Annotated in this window: 16 protein-coding genes and 1 tRNA gene; 8 read left to right on the forward strand and 9 right to left on the reverse strand. The window is 71.8% G+C overall.

Going from position 1 to position 15,608, the window contains the following annotated elements:
* Positions 1-170 precede the first annotated feature (170 nt).
* The gene (locus tag ACYVAP_RS06230; RefSeq protein ID WP_137770453.1) at positions 171-806 is read left to right on the forward strand and encodes a superoxide dismutase; all 636 of its coding nucleotides are present in this window, start codon (positions 171-173) and stop codon (positions 804-806) included.
* A gap of 221 nt (positions 807-1,027) precedes the next feature.
* A complete protein-coding gene (locus ACYVAP_RS06235; RefSeq protein ID WP_264449415.1) occupies positions 1,028-1,483 on the forward strand; it encodes a single-stranded DNA-binding protein in 456 nt (151 codons plus the stop codon).
* A gap of 85 nt (positions 1,484-1,568) precedes the next feature.
* Here ACYVAP_RS06235 and ACYVAP_RS06240 read toward each other — a convergent pair whose 3' ends face one another.
* On the reverse strand, positions 1,569-2,117 hold the full coding sequence (locus tag ACYVAP_RS06240) for a PPA1309 family protein (RefSeq protein WP_498859997.1): 549 nt from the start codon (positions 2,115-2,117) through the stop codon (positions 1,569-1,571).
* A gap of 141 nt (positions 2,118-2,258) precedes the next feature.
* Between ACYVAP_RS06240 and ACYVAP_RS06245 the strand changes: the two genes are divergently transcribed.
* From ACYVAP_RS06245 to ACYVAP_RS06260, 4 genes are all read left to right on the forward strand, one after another.
* Positions 2,259-5,351 (forward strand): UPF0182 family membrane protein, encoded by a 3,093-nt coding sequence (locus ACYVAP_RS06245; protein WP_498859998.1) that lies wholly within the window; start codon positions 2,259-2,261, stop codon positions 5,349-5,351.
* A gap of 164 nt (positions 5,352-5,515) precedes the next feature.
* Positions 5,516-5,589: transfer RNA gene (locus ACYVAP_RS06250), tRNA-Met, on the forward strand.
* Between the two features lie 380 nt (positions 5,590-5,969).
* Positions 5,970-6,503 carry a hypothetical protein gene (locus tag ACYVAP_RS06255; protein WP_498859999.1) on the forward strand — a complete coding sequence of 178 codons (534 nt, stop codon included), beginning with the start codon at positions 5,970-5,972 and terminating at the stop codon, positions 6,501-6,503.
* 189 nt (positions 6,504-6,692) lie between these two features.
* The gene (locus ACYVAP_RS06260) at positions 6,693-7,349 is read left to right on the forward strand and encodes an SGNH/GDSL hydrolase family protein (RefSeq protein WP_498860000.1); all 657 of its coding nucleotides are present in this window, start codon (positions 6,693-6,695) and stop codon (positions 7,347-7,349) included.
* 53 nt (positions 7,350-7,402) lie between these two features.
* Here the strand turns inward: ACYVAP_RS06260 and ACYVAP_RS06265 are convergent, their stop codons facing one another.
* The 6 genes from ACYVAP_RS06265 to ACYVAP_RS06290 all read right to left on the reverse strand — a co-directional run bounded on the left by ACYVAP_RS06265 (position 7,403) and on the right by ACYVAP_RS06290 (position 13,351).
* The gene (locus ACYVAP_RS06265; protein ID WP_498860001.1) at positions 7,403-8,122 is read right to left on the reverse strand and encodes a calpain family cysteine peptidase; all 720 of its coding nucleotides are present in this window, start codon (positions 8,120-8,122) and stop codon (positions 7,403-7,405) included.
* A gap of 24 nt (positions 8,123-8,146) precedes the next feature.
* Positions 8,147-9,367, reverse strand: coding sequence for a pyrophosphate--fructose-6-phosphate 1-phosphotransferase (locus tag ACYVAP_RS06270; RefSeq protein WP_259359528.1), 1,221 nt, complete (start codon positions 9,365-9,367; stop codon positions 8,147-8,149).
* 168 nt (positions 9,368-9,535) lie between these two features.
* Entirely contained in the window at positions 9,536-10,327 is a 792-nt protein-coding gene (gene hisN / locus ACYVAP_RS06275; protein ID WP_264449421.1) for a histidinol-phosphatase, read from the reverse strand.
* A 75-nt stretch (positions 10,328-10,402) separates the two neighbouring features.
* Positions 10,403-11,443 (reverse strand): ribosome small subunit-dependent GTPase A, encoded by a 1,041-nt coding sequence (gene rsgA / locus ACYVAP_RS06280; RefSeq protein ID WP_498860002.1) that lies wholly within the window; start codon positions 11,441-11,443, stop codon positions 10,403-10,405.
* Positions 11,440-12,768, reverse strand: a complete 1,329-nt coding sequence (aroA, locus tag ACYVAP_RS06285; RefSeq protein WP_498860003.1) for a 3-phosphoshikimate 1-carboxyvinyltransferase — start codon at positions 12,766-12,768, stop codon at positions 11,440-11,442. Before aroA ends, rsgA begins: the two co-directional genes overlap by 4 nt.
* 4 nt (positions 12,769-12,772) lie before the next feature.
* Positions 12,773-13,351, reverse strand: coding sequence for a hypothetical protein (locus ACYVAP_RS06290; RefSeq protein ID WP_498860004.1), 579 nt, complete (start codon positions 13,349-13,351; stop codon positions 12,773-12,775).
* A gap of 288 nt (positions 13,352-13,639) precedes the next feature.
* Between ACYVAP_RS06290 and ACYVAP_RS06295 the strand changes: the two genes are divergently transcribed.
* Positions 13,640-14,305, forward strand: coding sequence for a sigma-70 family RNA polymerase sigma factor (locus ACYVAP_RS06295; protein ID WP_137770464.1), 666 nt, complete (start codon positions 13,640-13,642; stop codon positions 14,303-14,305).
* The gene (locus tag ACYVAP_RS06300; RefSeq protein ID WP_498860005.1) at positions 14,302-14,616 is read left to right on the forward strand and encodes a zf-HC2 domain-containing protein; all 315 of its coding nucleotides are present in this window, start codon (positions 14,302-14,304) and stop codon (positions 14,614-14,616) included. The genes ACYVAP_RS06295 and ACYVAP_RS06300 overlap by 4 nt, the downstream gene beginning before the upstream one ends.
* A gap of 138 nt (positions 14,617-14,754) precedes the next feature.
* On the opposite strand, the gene ACYVAP_RS06305 is transcribed toward ACYVAP_RS06300, so the two are convergent.
* Positions 14,755-14,829: a 50S ribosomal protein bL37 gene (locus ACYVAP_RS06305; RefSeq protein WP_370297284.1), complete on the reverse strand. Its 75-nt coding sequence runs from the start codon at positions 14,827-14,829 to the stop codon at positions 14,755-14,757.
* A gap of 97 nt (positions 14,830-14,926) precedes the next feature.
* Entirely contained in the window at positions 14,927-15,571 is a 645-nt protein-coding gene (locus ACYVAP_RS06310) for a GDSL-type esterase/lipase family protein (protein WP_259359534.1), read from the reverse strand.
* Positions 15,572-15,608 lie beyond the last annotated feature (37 nt).

The raw sequence follows: 15,608 nt of genomic DNA on the forward strand, positions 1-15,608 counted from the left end.
GGGACGACGATCGTGCGGCGCGCCGGCCCCGGACGGCTCAAAAGGAGGCCGGGAGTGTTCGCTCCCTGTGAACTGCCCGGACCATTCGAGGAGCGCACGTGGCAGGATGAATCCACGGCGGGACCCGCACCTGCGGCTCCCGCGCACGACACCTCGAAGGGATGATCCGAATGGCTGCGTCCACGTACACGCTTCCCGATCTCGACTACGACTACGGCGCTCTCGATCCGTCGATCTCCGGCAAGATCATGGAGCTGCACCACTCCAAGCACCACGCGACCTACGTCAAGGGTGCGAACACGGCGCTCGAGAAGCTCGCCGCGGCCCGCGAGGCCGAGGACTTCGGCACCGTGAACCAGCTGTCGAAGGATCTCGCCTTCAACCTCGGTGGTCACACCAACCACTCGATCTTCTGGAAGAACCTCTCGCCGGAGGGTGGCGACAAGCCGACCGGCGAGCTCGCCGCCGCGATCGACGACCAGTTCGGCTCCTTCGACGCCTTCCGCGCGCACTTCTCCGCCGCGGCGCTGGGCATCCAGGGCTCCGGCTGGGCGATCCTGGCCTACGAGCCCGTGGGCGGGAACCTCGTCATCGAGCAGTTCTACGACCAGCAGAACGGCGTGCCCGTCGCGACGATCCCGCTGTTCCAGCTGGACATGTGGGAGCACGCCTTCTACCTCGACTACCAGAACGTTAAGGCGGACTACGTCAAGGCGATCTGGAACATCGTGAACTGGGCCGACGTCCAGAAGCGCTTCGAGGCCGCGACCTCGACCGCCTCCGGCCTGGTCGTGCCGCAGGCCTGATCGACCCCGCCCGGCAGGTCCCGGGCAGCTGACGGACGGCCGGTCCCCGCGAGGGGGCCGGCCGTCCTCGCGCGTCCGGGGACCGATCGTTCCTCCCCAGCGGGGGTCCGTCCACAACCCCGCCGGGGGCATGGCTCCGACGGGCGGGACGACGGGACAGTGAGGGCAGTCGGCACGGTGCCGGCGCCGGGAGCCTCCCGGCACAGGGAAGGACATCCCCCATGAAGGACGCCACCGTCATCACCATCCGCGGGAACCTCACCGAGGACCCCCAGCCCAAGACCCAGGGCAACGGCGCCAAGCTGCGGGTCGCGGTCACCGACAGCTACTTCGACCGTGAGTCGCAGACCTGGAAGGACCTCAGGTCCGAGTTCTACACCGTCTTCACCGGCCCCGCGCTGGGCGCCAACGTGCTCTCCTCGGTCCGCAAGGGCAACCCGGTCGTGGTCACCGGGCGGCTGAGCACGAACACCTGGCAGGACGACGCCGGAACGGACCGCACGGACCTCCAGATCAACGCCGAGAGCGTCGCGGTGGACCTGGTCTGGGGCAGCGCCACCTACAAGGGACGCCTGCGCCTGGACACCATCCCCGAGCACGATCCGAGCACCGGGGAGGTCCTCACCCCCGGCGAGGAGGAGGTCACGATCCCCGAGGAGGCCGTCGCCGTCGCGTGAGCGCAGGCCCATCCACCGGGGCCGGGGTGATGCAGGATCGTCCCGGCCCCGAGCGGGAGGAGCGCCCCGAGCACGAGGGCGGGGTTCAGCCGTCCTCGCGCAGGGACTGCAGCAGGGCGGAGGACAGCTCGGGCACGAGGGCCTCGCCCAGCACGAATCCGTCCCCGCCGGGCCTGCGCACGGCGGACCACGAGGTGCCGTCCTCGAGAGCGGCGACGACGATCCGGAGCGTCGAGCCGGCCGGCAGGGTCTCCTGGCCCTCCTCGGCGCGAACCGTCCAGGCGGAGGCGGCGAGATCGCAGGCCAGCGCCCCGCCCACGGCGAGATCGGGCCAGGCGATGCTCGCGAGGCCCTCGAGCGGGTCCGTGGGCGCGGTGCCCGGCCCGGCGGCCGCGGCGTCGTCGAGCTCGACGGGGGTCAGGGCGTGCTCGTCCGCGGCGCTCTCCCCGGCGGCGGCCTCCTCGACCCCCAGCAGCGAGGCGAGCGAGGGTGAGGCGGCGAGCAGCTCGGAGACCCGCGCGAGCGCGAACCAGCGCGGCGTGGGGAGCGGCTCCTCGGCCACGTGACGGGCGACCTCGAGCACGGCGGCCGCGAGCGCGGCGGTGGGGGCGTCCAGAGGGTCCGGAGTCGTCATCGAATCGTGAGCCGCCCTTCGCGGTCGACCTGACAGAATGGTGGGGACCACCACTGCCGGTGGTCACTCCCCACTGTATCCGGGGCCCGCGGTCCGTCGTTCGCACGTCGGGGTCCCCAGCTGCACGACCCGAGGACATCTGTGAGCTTCTCCGCGCCCTTCGGCGACACCCCCCGACCCCGACCTGCGCCGGAGGGAGGTGCCCCGAGCCGGCGGCGGATCTCCCCGCTGGCGATCACCCTCGGCGTGCTCGCCCTCGTCGTGCTCGTGCTGCTGCTGGCCTCCGAGGTCTGGACCAAGTACCTCTGGTTCGACCAGCTGGCCGTCACCGAGGTGCTCGTGGTGCGCTGGGGCACGGAGGCGGTGCTCTTCGTGCTCGGCTTCCTGCTCTTCGCCGCTCCGCTCTTCCTCAGCCTCCGCCTGTCCTACCTGCGGCGTCCGGTGTATCCGCCGGTCACCCGTGAGCAGGAGGCCCTCGAGCAGTTCCGCACCGCCGTGGAGCCGCTGCGGCGCGGGCTGACCATCGCCGCGCCGATCGTGATCGGCGCCTTCGGCGGTCTCGCCGCCGCGCGACGCTGGCAGGACGTGCAGCTCTTCCTGCACCCGCAGCAGTTCGGCGAGACCGATCCGATCTTCTCCAAGGACATCTCCTTCTACGTCTTCCAGCTGCCGCTGATCGACCTCGTGATCTCCTTCGGGCAGTTCGTCCTGCTCGTGGCGATCGTCGGCGCGCTCATCGGCCACTTCGTCTACGGCGGCGTCGCCTGGGGCCAGGAGAGCGGCCTCGAGGTCACCCGATCGGCCCGTCGCCACCTCGGCGTGCTCGCCGCGATCTACGTGGTGCTGCTCGGCGCGGGCCACTGGTTCCGTCGCTACGACCTGCTCGTGGGCACGCACAGCCGCTTCGACGGCGCGTCCTACACGGATGTCAACGCGATCCTCCCGGCGCAGACGATCCTCGCGATCTCCGCGATCGTGGTGGCCGCGCTGTTCGTCCTGTGGATCTTCCGGGCGGACTGGCGGATCCCGGCCGTGGGGGCCGGGCTGATGATCCTCGCGACCCTCGTGGTCGGCAACATCTACCCCTGGGCCGTGCAGCGCTTCCAGGTGAGCCCCAACGAGCGCACCCTCGAGCAGCCGTACATCCAGCGCAACATCGACGCGACCCGCGCCGCCTTCGGCATCGACGGCGTCGAGGAGGTCCCCTACACGGCGACGACGGACGCCGAGCCCGGCGCCCTGCGCGAGGACGCGGCGACCACCGCCCAGATCCGCCTCATGGATCCCAACGTCATCGCGCCGACCTTCCAGCAGCGTGAGGCGAACCGTCGCTACTGGGGCTTCGACGACGTGCTCTCCGTGGACCGCTACGAGATCGACGGGCAGCAGCAGGACACCGTGATCGGCGTGCGTGAGCTGCGCCCGGACCGGTTCCAGCTGGACACCCAGGGCTGGGTCAACCAGCACATCGTCTACACCCACGGCTACGGCACCGCCGCCGCCTACGGCAACCAGCGCAGCAGCGACGGCGAGCCCACCTTCCTCGAGTCCGGCGTGCCGGGCTCCGGCGCCTTCGGGGACTACGAGGAGCGGGTCTACTTCGGTCGGCATTCCCCGGACTACTCGATCGTCGGCGCCCCGGAGGGCTCCGAGCTCGAGGAGTTCGACTACCAGTCCGGCGGCACCGACGACGAGGGCGGCGACCAGGTCAACTACACCTTCACCGGGGACGGCGGCCCGTCCGTGGGCAGCTTCGTGAACCGGCTGCTGTACGCGATCAAGTTCCGCGATCCCAACATCCTCATCTCCAGCTACGTCAACGACGAGTCGCAGATCCTCTACGACCGCGACCCGCAGGAGCGTGTCCGCGAGGTCGCCCCGTTCCTCTCGCTGGATTCGCAGATGTACCCGGCGGTCGTGGACGGCTCGCTCGTGTGGGTGGTCGACGGCTACACCACGTCGGACCGCTATCCGTACTCGACGTCCTTGGACCTCGACACCGTCGTCACGGACTCGCAGACCTCGGCGGGGGACACCTCGCAGAACCGGGTGCCGAACGCGAACTACATGCGCAACGCGGTCAAGGCCACGGTCAACGCGTACGACGGCTCGGTGACCCTCTACGCGTGGGACACCGAGGACCCGATCCTCAAGGCGTGGAACGAGGTGTTCCCGAAGTCCCTGCACGACCACACCGAGATCAGCAGCGAGCTCATGAGCCACCTGCGCTACCCGGCGGACTACTTCAAGGCCCAGCGCGAGCAGCTCTCGAAGTACCACGTGACGGATGCCGGGGAGTTCTTCGGTCAGCAGGACTTCTGGCAGGTCACGCCTGATCCCACGAAACCGGCCCCGGAGAACCCGGACGGCACCACGGGCGAGCAGGCGGCGCAGCCCCCGACCTACCTCACGATGCAGGTGCCGGGAGCGGACGAACCCCGCTTCACCGTGTCCTCGACCTACCGGCCGCAGCAGGGCCAGAACGTCCTCACCGGCTATCTCGCCGTGGACTCGGAGACCGGGGACGAGAAGGGCAACCCCGCGGAGAGCTACGGGCAGATGCGCCTGCTCGTGCTGCCGGCGTCCAACCCGGTCAACGGGCCCGGTCAGGTGCAGGCGACCTTCAACTCGGAGCCGAACGTCTCGCGGGCGCTGAACCTGCTGAAGTCCGGCAACTCCGAGGTCATCAACGGCAACCTGCTCACGCTGCCGGTCGGCGGCGGTCTGCTCTACGTGCAGCCGGTGTACCTGCAGTCCTCCTCCGCGGGAGGCGGCACGCAGTACCCGCTGCTGCAGATGGTGCTCGTCTCCTTCGGCGACAAGATCGGCTTCGCGCCCACGCTGGACGAGGCGCTCGACCTCGTCTTCGGCGGCGACTCCGGCGCCAACGCCGGTGACGCCTCCGTGAGCGACACCGGCGGTGCGAGCGGCGCCGTCGACGCCGAGACCGGGGACGCCACGACCACGGAGCCGTCCACCGGGGACGAGGGCACGCAGACCGAGGCTCCGGCGAGCGGTGACCAGGGCTCCGCCGAGGAGCGCCTGAACCAGGCGCTCGCGGACATGGACCAGGCCGTCAAGGACGCGGATGCGGCGATGGAGGAGGGGGACTGGGCCGCCTACGGCGAGGCCCAGGACCGCGTCTCCGATGCGCTGAACCGCGCGATCGCCGCGCAGGAGGAGATGGGGCAGAGCGTTCCCACCGGGTCGCCGTCCGACGGCGGCGAGGGCTGACCGATCCGATTCCTCGCGGCCTGCCCGCCCGTCGATCACGGCGGGCGGGCAGGCCGTTCAGGCACGGGAGCGTGCGTGAACAGCACGTGAACGTGGCTTGGCCCACGTTCGGCCCCTATGGATTGGACCTGCGGGTTCGGTCGTCGTAGAGTTACTCATGTCGCCGCGGGGTGGAGCAGTTCGGTAGCTCGCCGGGCTCATAACCCGGAGGTCGTAGGTTCAAATCCTGCCCCCGCTACGAAGGAAGACCCCCTGGCCCGGGATGACCGGGCAGGGGGTCTTCATTGTCCTATTCCGTACCGATCGAGGTCCAGTGCGCGCGCGATCACCTGCGGCACGGACGACGAGCTCCCGCGCGGGCGCCTCGCTTCCGCGACGAGACGGGGTCCTGGCGTCACGTGGTCCGATCGCTCGGGCCTGAGGGCGGGAATCGCGCAACGGCGGGTTTCGGGGCGAGTTGGTTCCCATGCTCTTCGGGAGCGCTTGCGCTGGTTCGGAGATGTGGTAGGATGATTGATCGTGCGATCCAGTGCGAGTGAAGGTCAACGTGGGATGCTGCAACATCAGGACGGGAGGCCAAGGTCAGGCCGCCGTGCACTTCTCAGGGGTGCCGCGTGGGTGACCCCTGTCGCCATGTTGTCAGTTGCTGCGCCGGCTGTCGCCGCGTCCTCGTCGACCGTGTCGGGGAGTACGAATATCACCTCGAACTGTTCGACGAGCGGTGCGACCGCGACCCAGACGTTGGGTCTGGGCGAGACTGCCGCCTACCCGACGTTCGGGTTCTGGATGGACTCCGTCCCCAGCGGATCGACGCCGACGAACGCGCGTTTCACGATCTACTTCTCCACGTCCTTCGGCACTCTGCCGTGGACCCGCACGAGCGCGGGCGCGTCGACATGGAGCCTGCCGACCGTCGATGCGACCGCACCTGCCATCTCGGGGTACACGGCCTACACGACGACGTACTCGGGAGCGTGGACGTATGACCCGCAGCGACGGCGGTACCGCGTCAATGGCGTGATCGGCTTCCAGGCCGTCCGACGTTCCACCAGCTGCATCGACCCCGTGACAATCCACTCTCTGCGTCGCGTGACGTGGAACGGCCAGGCCTACTCGCTGCGCCGAGGTCCGTCCAACCTGGTCACCTCCTGACACGTCGAGATCTCCCGCGTGCTCGGTGCGCGCCGCCGCGCATCACCAGCTGCGACGACGTCGCGAACCCGCCACCGGGTGATGCACTCGGAACGATTCGTCGCCCCGGCGCTCCGACTGCCCGGCTCCGATCTCGATCGTGCTCGCGGCTCCACGCGGCGGACGCCGACGCTCTGGCAGGATGTGCGCATGACCATGACGTCCACGCCCGCGCCCCGCACCTTCGTGTTCATCGGCGACTCGATCACCGACTGCAGCCGCACCGAGGACCCCGAGGGCCTCGGATTCGGGTACGTGCGTCTGCTCGCCGAGCACTTCGCCGCCCACGAGCCCACCGCGACCGTGATCAACCGCGGCATCAGCGGGAACAAGGTCCTGGACCTGCGAGAGCGCTTCGACGCGGACTGCCTGGACCTGCGCCCGGACGTCGTGACGATCTACGTGGGCGTCAACGACGTGTGGCACGGCTTCACCCGCGGTGAGCACGTCACCGACGAGGACTTCGAGGCGGACTACCGCTTCCTGCTCGACCAGCTCTCCGCGTCCCGCCCGGGCCTGCCGGTGGTGCTCGTGCTGCCCTTCGTGGCGGACGTCGACGAGGAGAAGGCCGGGTACCACGGGGAGCTGGACCGCAAGATCGCGATCATCCGTGCGCTCGGCAAGGAGTTCGGCGCGGCGATCGTGGACCTCGAGGCCGTGCTCGAGGACGCCTGGGCCGTGGGGCACACGCCCGCGAGCATCGCCCAGGACGGCGTGCACCCCACGATCGCCGGGCACCGTCTGGTGGCGGACGCCTGGCTGGACGTCTTCGGCACGCTCGACCACACGGTCGCCCGCCGCTCCTGAGCCCTGGGCTCCCGCGGCCACGGCGCGGCCCCGTCGGCCGCGGGGAGGCGCGTTCAGCGCAGGGGAGCGGTGACGTCCACGGCGAGGAAGCCGCGGCGGAAGCTGCGCGAGTCCACCCGCAGCAGCGCGGCAGGGCGCACGGGATTGCGCAGCAGCACGTGCCCGGTGCGCGGATCGGCGTCGACCACGGCGAACACGTGGTTCGGGGGCAGCGGTCCGTGCTCGGTCCCGACGAGCGGGCTCAGCGGATGCGTCGACGCGGTGATCGCGCGGTGCTCCGCGCGCCAGCGGCGGATCGTCGCGGCGTCGGGGGAGCGCAGCAGCATCCGGCCGCGGCCGCCGGTGAGGATCTGGAGCCCGTAGCGGGCGAGCCCCCACTGCAGGAACCCGTACCCGCCGGCGACGTGCTCCGCGATGGCCTTCTCGAGCACGCCCGCCCAGCCGGGGCCGTGCCCGTCGATCCGTCCGTAGAGGAAGCTGCCGTGCTCGTCGACCGGCAGTGAGCGCTCCACGCGCATGGGCGCCGCCCCGGGGAGGGTGACGAGCACGGCGCCGTCGGCCTGCTCGGCGAGCAGGGCGCGCAGGCGTTCCGGCGCGGTCTCGTGGACCGCGAGCATGGAGGCCATCACCCAGCAGTCGCCGAGCATGCCCTGCCGGGGCCGGCCCGGCGCCCACAGGGGCGAGTCGTCCTCCCGCAGCACGACGGCGCGCGCCCCTCCGGGACGGAGGAGCGCGCGCAGGCCGCGGCGCCAGGTGAGGATCCGCGGCGCCATCTCAGCGGCTCGGGGTGGCCGGGGTCAGTGCTTCTCGGCGGGGACGACGCCCTGGCCGGTGCGCTCCATGACCTCGTGGAACCACGGCTGGGAGACGTCGAAGGCCTTGTGGCCGGCGACGCGGGAGAACTCGATCGCGCGCAGCACGTCGCCCTGCTCCTCGTCGTGGCCCACCAGGCCGGAGCCGCCCTCGAGGGCGACCTGCACGGCGAGATCGGTCATCGACTTGATCAGGCGCAGGTCGTCGGCGTTGGCCTTCGCGGAGCGCGAGAAGTAGCCGGACTTCTGGACCATGACCTTCTCCGCGCCGAGCTTCTCCGCGAACTGCTTCGCGAACCACTGGCCGGGGTTGATCGTGTCGAGCTTGACGTGACCGAAGGGGTCCTTCTCGGGCTCTTCGCCGCGGGCCTGCATCTCCGCGACGATCTCGGGGATGCCGGCGCCCTCGGAGAGGAAGATGTTGACGTTGCCGACCTCGTCCATGACGGTGCGCAGGCGCGCGGCCTCGGCGTCGATGTCGAGCTTCAGCTCGGGCAGGAACACGGCGTGGACGTCCCACTTCTCCGCGGAGAGGCCGATCTGGGGGAGCCACTGCTGGCGGGAGTGCCACTGCTGGTAGTAGCGGGCGGCCTCCGCGGTGAGGTAGCCGCAGGCACGGCCCATGACCTCGTGGATGATGAGCATGCGCGGGTTCGAGCCGTGCTCGGCGAGCACGTTCTGCGCGAAGAGGCTGGACTGCTCCGCGGCGGTGCGCGCGCCGAGGGACTGCTTGACGGGGACGATGTCGTTGTCGATCGTCTTGGGCAGCCCGACGACCTGCAGCGGGTAGTCGTTGTCCGCGAGGTACTTCGCGAGATCCGCGGCGGTGGTGTTGGTGTCGTCGCCGCCGATCGTGTGCAGCACGTCGACGCCGTCCGCCTGCAGCTTCTTCGCGGCGACCTCGAGGGCGTCCTCGCCCTCGGCGATGAGGCCGCGCTTGACGAGGTCGGCGGTGTTGGTGAGCTTCACGCGGGAGTTGCCGATCGGCGAGCCGCCGAAGTCGTGCAGCACGTGCGCGTTCGCGCGCACCGTCTCGTCGACGACGATCTTCTCGTCGGAGAGCAGGCCCCAGTAGCCGTGCTTGTAGGCGATGATCTCGACGTCCGGCACCAGCTCGGTGTAGCGCTCGATGAGGCCGCCGACGGCGGAGGAGAGGCACGGGGCGTAGCCCCCGGCGGTGAGCAGTGCGACGCGCTTGACGGTCATGAGGCAGATCCTCCGAGGGTCCGATGGCAGGCGCGCGGCGGACCCTCCCGGGTCCCGGCGCGCAGGTCGCTCACATCGTAGCGGGGGCCGCTCCACGGATCCCGTCCGTCCGAGCGGCGTCGGTGCACGGCCGTCGCGCGTCGCTCAGGGCCTTCGGCGGCGACGGGCTCAGCCGCGTGCCGCGAGCGCCTCGAGGACCTCCTCGTGGAGCAGGCCGTTGGTCGCCACGGCGTTGCCGCCGAACGGGCCGGGCTCGCCGTCGAGCGACGTGAAGCGGCCGCCGGCCTGCGTGATGATCGGGACGAGGGCGGCCATGTCGTGGAGCTTGAGCTCGGGCTCGGTGGCGACGTCGACGGCGCCCTCGGCGAGCAGCATGTAGGACCAGAAGTCGCCGTAGGCGCGGGTGCGCCAGAAGCGCTGCATGAGGTTCAGCATCTGGGGGAGGCGGTCGATGTCCGCCCAGCCGTGCAGGGAGGAGTAGGACAGCGACGCCTCCTCGATGCTGTCCACCGAGGAGACCTGCAGCCGGCTCGCCGAGCTCAGTCGCGGTCCCGTCCAGGCGCCGGCGCCCTCGCCGCCCCACCAGCGGCGCGACAGCGCGGGGGCGGAGACGAGGCCCACGACGGGCTCGCCGTCCTCGACGAGACCGATCAGGGTGCCCCACACGGGGACCCCGCGCACGAAGTTGGCCGTGCCGTCGATCGGGTCGATGACCCACTGCCGCGGGGAGGAGCCGCTCGAGCCGAACTCCTCGCCGATCACCTGGTCCCGCGAGCGGGAGCGGGAGAGCTGCGCGCGCACCATCTCCTCCGCGGAGCGGTCGGCGTCGGTGACCTCGGTGAGGTCCGGCTTGGTGGAGACCTCGAGGTCCTGCGCCTTGAAGCGGGACATCGTCAGCTGGTCCACGGCATCGGCGAGCACGTGGGCGAGGCGCAGGTCATCGGCGTATCGGCTGGACATGCGTCACACCCTAGGCGGTCGGGGCCCGCCGGACCCGCAGCGACGCGGACGCCCCGCCCGACCACGGGGGCGTGCTCAGACGTCCCAGGGATCGTTCCTGCGCAGCGTGACCGCGAGGCGGCGGTAGGAGGTGAGGCGTGCGGGGCCCGCGGTGCCCGCCTCCCCGGCCTCGACGAGCGCGTCGAGCGCGCAGTCCGGGGCGTCCTCGAGATGGGTGCATCCGCGCGGGCACTGCTCGGCGAGCGCCGCGAGGTCGGCGAAGGCGTCCAGCAGCTGCTCGGGCGCGACGTGCCCCAGGCCGAAGGAGCGCACGCCCGGGGTGTCGATCACCCAGCCGCCGCCGGGCAGCTGCTCGGCGAGCGCGGAGGAGGAGGTGTGGCGGCCGCGGCCGGTGACGTCGTTGACGGCGCCGGTGGCCCGCCCGACCCCCGGCACGAGGGCGTTCAGCAGCGTCGACTTCCCGACGCCGGAATGGCCCACGAGGACGCTCACGTTCCCCTCGAGCCGCTCCCGCAGCGCGTCCAGTCCGACGATCGTCCCGTCGGCCTCCTGGTGGGTGACGACGTGGTCCAGGCCGAGCGGCGCGTAGGTGCGCAGGAACTCCTCCGGGGCGCGCAGATCCGCCTTGGTGAGCACGAGAAGGGCGGGGATCCCGGCGACGAAGGCCGCGACCAGGCAGCGGTCGATCATGCCGCCGCGGGGCTCCGGGTCCGCGAGCGCGGTGACCATCACCATGAGGTCGACGTTCGCGACGAGCGGGCGCTCGGTCGCGTCGTCGTCGTCCGCGCTGCGGCGCAGGAACGAGCTGCGCTCCTCGATGCGGACGATCCGGGCGAGCGAGCCGTCGCGGCCGGAGGTGTCGCCGACGAGACCCACGAGGTCCCCGGGGACGACGGGGGAGCGGCCCAGCTCCCGGGCGCGCATCGCCGTGACGGTCCGCTGCCCCTCGCCGCCCGCGTCGACCACGGTGCGCCAGCGGCCGCGGTCCACGGCGATCACGCGCGCCTGCACGGCGTCCGCGTGGGCGGGACGGTCCTTCGTGCGCGGCCGGGACCCGCGACGGTTGGGCCGGACGCGGACGTCCGACTCGTCGAGGTCCCGCGCACCCCTCCTCACGGGGTGCCGCCCTCCGGGGCCTCGGTGTGCAGCATCGACAGCCACATCCCCACGAAGTCCGGGAGCGTCTTGGAGGTGCAGGCCACGTCCACGACGCGGACGTCGGGCACCTGCAGCCCGATGATTGCGGCGGCCGTCGCCATGCGATGGTCCGCATAGGTCTCGAAGACCGTCCCCCGCAGCGGCCCGGGGACGATCTCGAGGCCGTCCTCGAGCTCCGTGGTGCGCGCGCCGAGCTTCGTGAGCTCCGCGGCGAGGGCCTGGAGCCGGTCCGTCTCGTGGCCGCGGAGGTGCGCGACGCCCGTCAGCCGGCTGGGGGAGTCCGCGAGCGCGCAGAGCGCCGCGATGGTGGGGGTGAGCTCGCCGACGGCGGAGAGGTCCGCATCGATCCCGTGGAGGCTGCCGTCGCCGCGGAAGAGCATCTCGTCCTCCTCGCGCCAGACCTCCGCCCCCATGCGGGTGAGCAGCTCGCGGTACGCGTCCCCGGGCTGCGTCGTCGTCTCCGGCCAGTCCGAGACGGCGATCGTGCCCTGGGTGACGAGCGCGGCCGCGATGAACGGGCCCGCGTTGGAGAGGTCCGGCTCGACGGTGATCTCGTCCAGGTGGAGGGAGCCGCGGGCCACGTGCCAGCGGTGGCGGCCGTCCGGATCGACGTCGTGCGAGGCGGTGACGCCGGCCTGCGCGAGGGTCTCGAGCGTCATGTCGATGTGGGGGAGCGAGGGGAGCGTCGCCCCGACGTGGACGAGCTCGAGGTCCGCCTCCCCGCGCGCACCGGTGAGGAGCACATTGGAGATGAACTGGCTCGAGGCGGAGGCGTCGACCTCGATGCGGCCGCCGCGCAGGCTCCCGCGGCCGTGGACCGTGAAGGGCAGGCGATCGGGCTCACCGTGCTCGGTGACCTCGATGCCCTGCGCACGCAGGGCCTGGAGCACCGCGCCCATGGGCCGCACGAGGGCACCCTCGTCACCGGTGAAGCGGACGTCGCCGTGGTGGAGCGCCGCGAGCATCGGCACGAAGCGCATGACCGTGCCCGCGAGGCCGCAGTGGATCTCGATCGGCTCCGCCGGGTGCTCGCCCGGCGGCGGGATCGGCACCACCGAGAGCGCGCCGTCCTCGACGGAGAACAGGGCGCCGAGCCGCTCGAGCGCATCGCGCATGAGGCGGGTGTCCCGGGAGACGAGCGCGCCCGTGAGCCGCGAGGGCTCGTCCGCGATCGCGGCGAGCAGCATCCAGCGGGCCGTGAGCGACTTCGAGCCCGGCACCCGCACGAGGGCGTCGACCGGCCCCTGTGCGACCGGGGCGGTCCACAGGACGTCGGTGGTCACGCGCTCAGCCCTGGACCGCGGCGAGCTTCTTCTCGGCCGTGCCCTTCGCGTCCTTCACGGACTTCCCGACCTTCTTCTCCGCCTTGGCGGCGCTCTTCCCGAGCTCGCGCTGCTTCGCGGCGGCGGCCTTCTGCGAGCGCTCGACCAGACGGTCCATGCGGTAGCCCAGGGAGGGACGGCCGTCGTGGTCGACGGTCGCGAGCAGCAGCCCGCCGAGGAGACCGGCGTCGACGAGGATCGACTGCACCTCGCGGAGGCGCTCCTCACCGCGGAGCTCCCAGACCTTCTTGCGGCCGACCCAGCCGACGGAGGTCGTGGCGAGCAGAGCCACGGCCGCGGCGCGCGGCGCCCGGTTGGTCGCGTAGAGCAGACCCGCGCCCGCGGCGACGACGCCGGTCGCGCGGACCACGGTGCGCACGTCGACGAAGCCCGGGGCCGAGGACTGCGCGAGCTTGGCGTCCGCGGACTCGAAGGCCTTCGGGTACACCTCCGTCTCCCGCTCGGGGTGCAGTGCGGTGCGCACGCCCTCGAGGATGAAGGGGGCGGCGAGCAGGGGGCGGGCGATGCGACGGACCAGTGCCATGGTGTCCTCGGTGTCCTCACGATGTCGACGGCTGCGGCGGTGCGACGGGGTCCCGCACGGCCCCCGGACCGGCCGGGGGAGGACGAGGAGACCCCTGTCACCGGCGCCAGCCTACCGCGCGGGGAACACCCGGGCCGCCCGGGGCGTTGCACCCGGGGGTGGTGGGCAGGACGCGCACCGCCCAGGGACCGATCGGACGGGACGGACGGAGAGCGGATGACGGCGACAGCCCTCGCGGGCGGCGGCCGGGGCGCGGGCCCCGGTGATGCTGGCGTAAGTTGGGACTCGATGAGCTCGAGCGACCCCGCCCCCCTCGCCGTGACACCGGACCCGGCCCCGGAGAACGCCTTCGACTTCGAGACCGAGGCGCTCTCGCACCTCGACGCGCTCTACGGCGGCGCCCTGCGCATGACCCGCAACCCTCAGGACGCGGAGGACCTCGTCCAGGAGACCTTCATGAAGGCCTTCCGCGCGGCGGACCGCTTCACGCCGGGCACGAACATGCGCGCCTGGCTCTACCGGATCATGACCAACACGTACATCTCGACCTACCGGCAGAAGCAGCGCCGCCCCAAGGAGTCCTGGAGCGACTCCGTCGAGGACTGGCAGCTCGCCGAGGTCGAGTCGCACACCAGCCGCGGCCTGCGCTCCGCGGAGACCGAGGCCCTCGAGAGTCTGCCGGACTCCGCGGTGAAGGACGCCCTCGCCGAGCTGCGCGAGGACTACCGCATGGCGGTGTACCTCGCGGACGTCGAGGGCTTCGCCTACAAGGAGATCGCCGAGATCATGGACACGCCCATCGGGACGGTCATGTCACGGCTCCACCGGGGACGCCGCCAGCTGCGCGACCTGCTCTCCGACCACGCCCGCTCGCTCGGCTACCTGCGCCGCGCCGAGGCGGGCACCACCGATCAGCACACGACCGACCACGAGGCCGGGGAGGAGGAACGATGAGCACGCGGAGCACGCCAGGAGAGGATCCCCGTCGCGACCTGCGCTACGGGCTCGAGGAGGCGCTCGACGGCGAGGTGCCCCAGGAGCTCGCCGAGAGGATGACCGCGCACACGGCGGACTGCCCGGAGTGCGCGGACGAGGTCGAGCGCCTGCGACGGCTGAAGGAGCTCGTGCGCCGCAGCTGCTGCGACACCCCGGCCCCCTCGGAGCTGCGCGACCGGATCGCGCTGCAGTGCCGCACCGTCACCGTCACCTCGACCGACGCCGACGGCACGACCGTGCGGGTGACGCGCACCAGCTGGAGCTCCTGACCGCTCGGGTCCCGGGGCGGTCCCCGGGGCCCTGCGGGCCGGGGTCCCCGCTCCCGGGACCGGACGACGACGAGGGCCTCCATCCGTCAGGATGGAGGCCCTCGTCGTGCGTCGGCCAGCGGGCCGACGCCTCACGGATCAGGCGTTGGGGCGCTTGCCGTGATTGGCGCCGCTCTTGCGGCGGCTCTTGCGCTTGCGTCCACGCTTGCTCATCACGCTCTCCTTCCTTCGCCCGGGCAACCCCGCAATTCTGCCACAGGTCGCGCCGGTCCCCGTCAGGTGCCCGCACCTGAGGCGCGAGTCACTGCCCTCAGGCGCGGCCCGAGACCCAGTCCTCGAAGCCGCTGTGCAGCACGAGCCAGGCCATGAGGCCGTAGCCCGTCTGCCCGGGGTGGTCGCCGTCGGTGCGCGCGAGGTCGCCCTCCCACTGCTCGTGGCCCTCGAGACCGGCCACCATGTCCACGAACGGGACCCGTCGCCGCGAGCAGACGTCCGCATACGCGTCGGACAGCTCGCGCACGGCCGCGCTGCGACCCCGGTCGCGGCTCGGCGGCGGTCCCACCACGAAGGCGGGGACCCGCAGGCGCTCGAGCCCGTCGAGGATCTTCGCGAGGTTCAGCCGTGCGCGGGCCATGGAGACCCCGTGCTCGACGTCGGCCCGGCCCGGGGCGATGACCACGCGATGCTCGATCGAGCCGTCGGCCTGCGCCTCAGGATCCATCCGGCGCCGCACCGCGTCGTCCCAGCGCTCCGCGAGCTCCGCGGAGGTCTCGCCGGGCAGCGCCGAGGTGAACACGTCGATCCGGGCGGAGGGGTCCTGCGCGCTCGCGACCGCACGACCGAGCCAGCCCAGGGCACGCGCGTCACCGACCCCGGCGAGCAGCTCGTCGCCGAGCGCGATGACCCGCACCCGGGGAGTGGTGGGCGTGGCGGGGCTGGTGGACGGTGCGGGCACCGGGACCTCCTGGAGGGTCAGGGGACAGGACGGGACA

The organism is Brachybacterium horti (assembly GCF_054777615.1).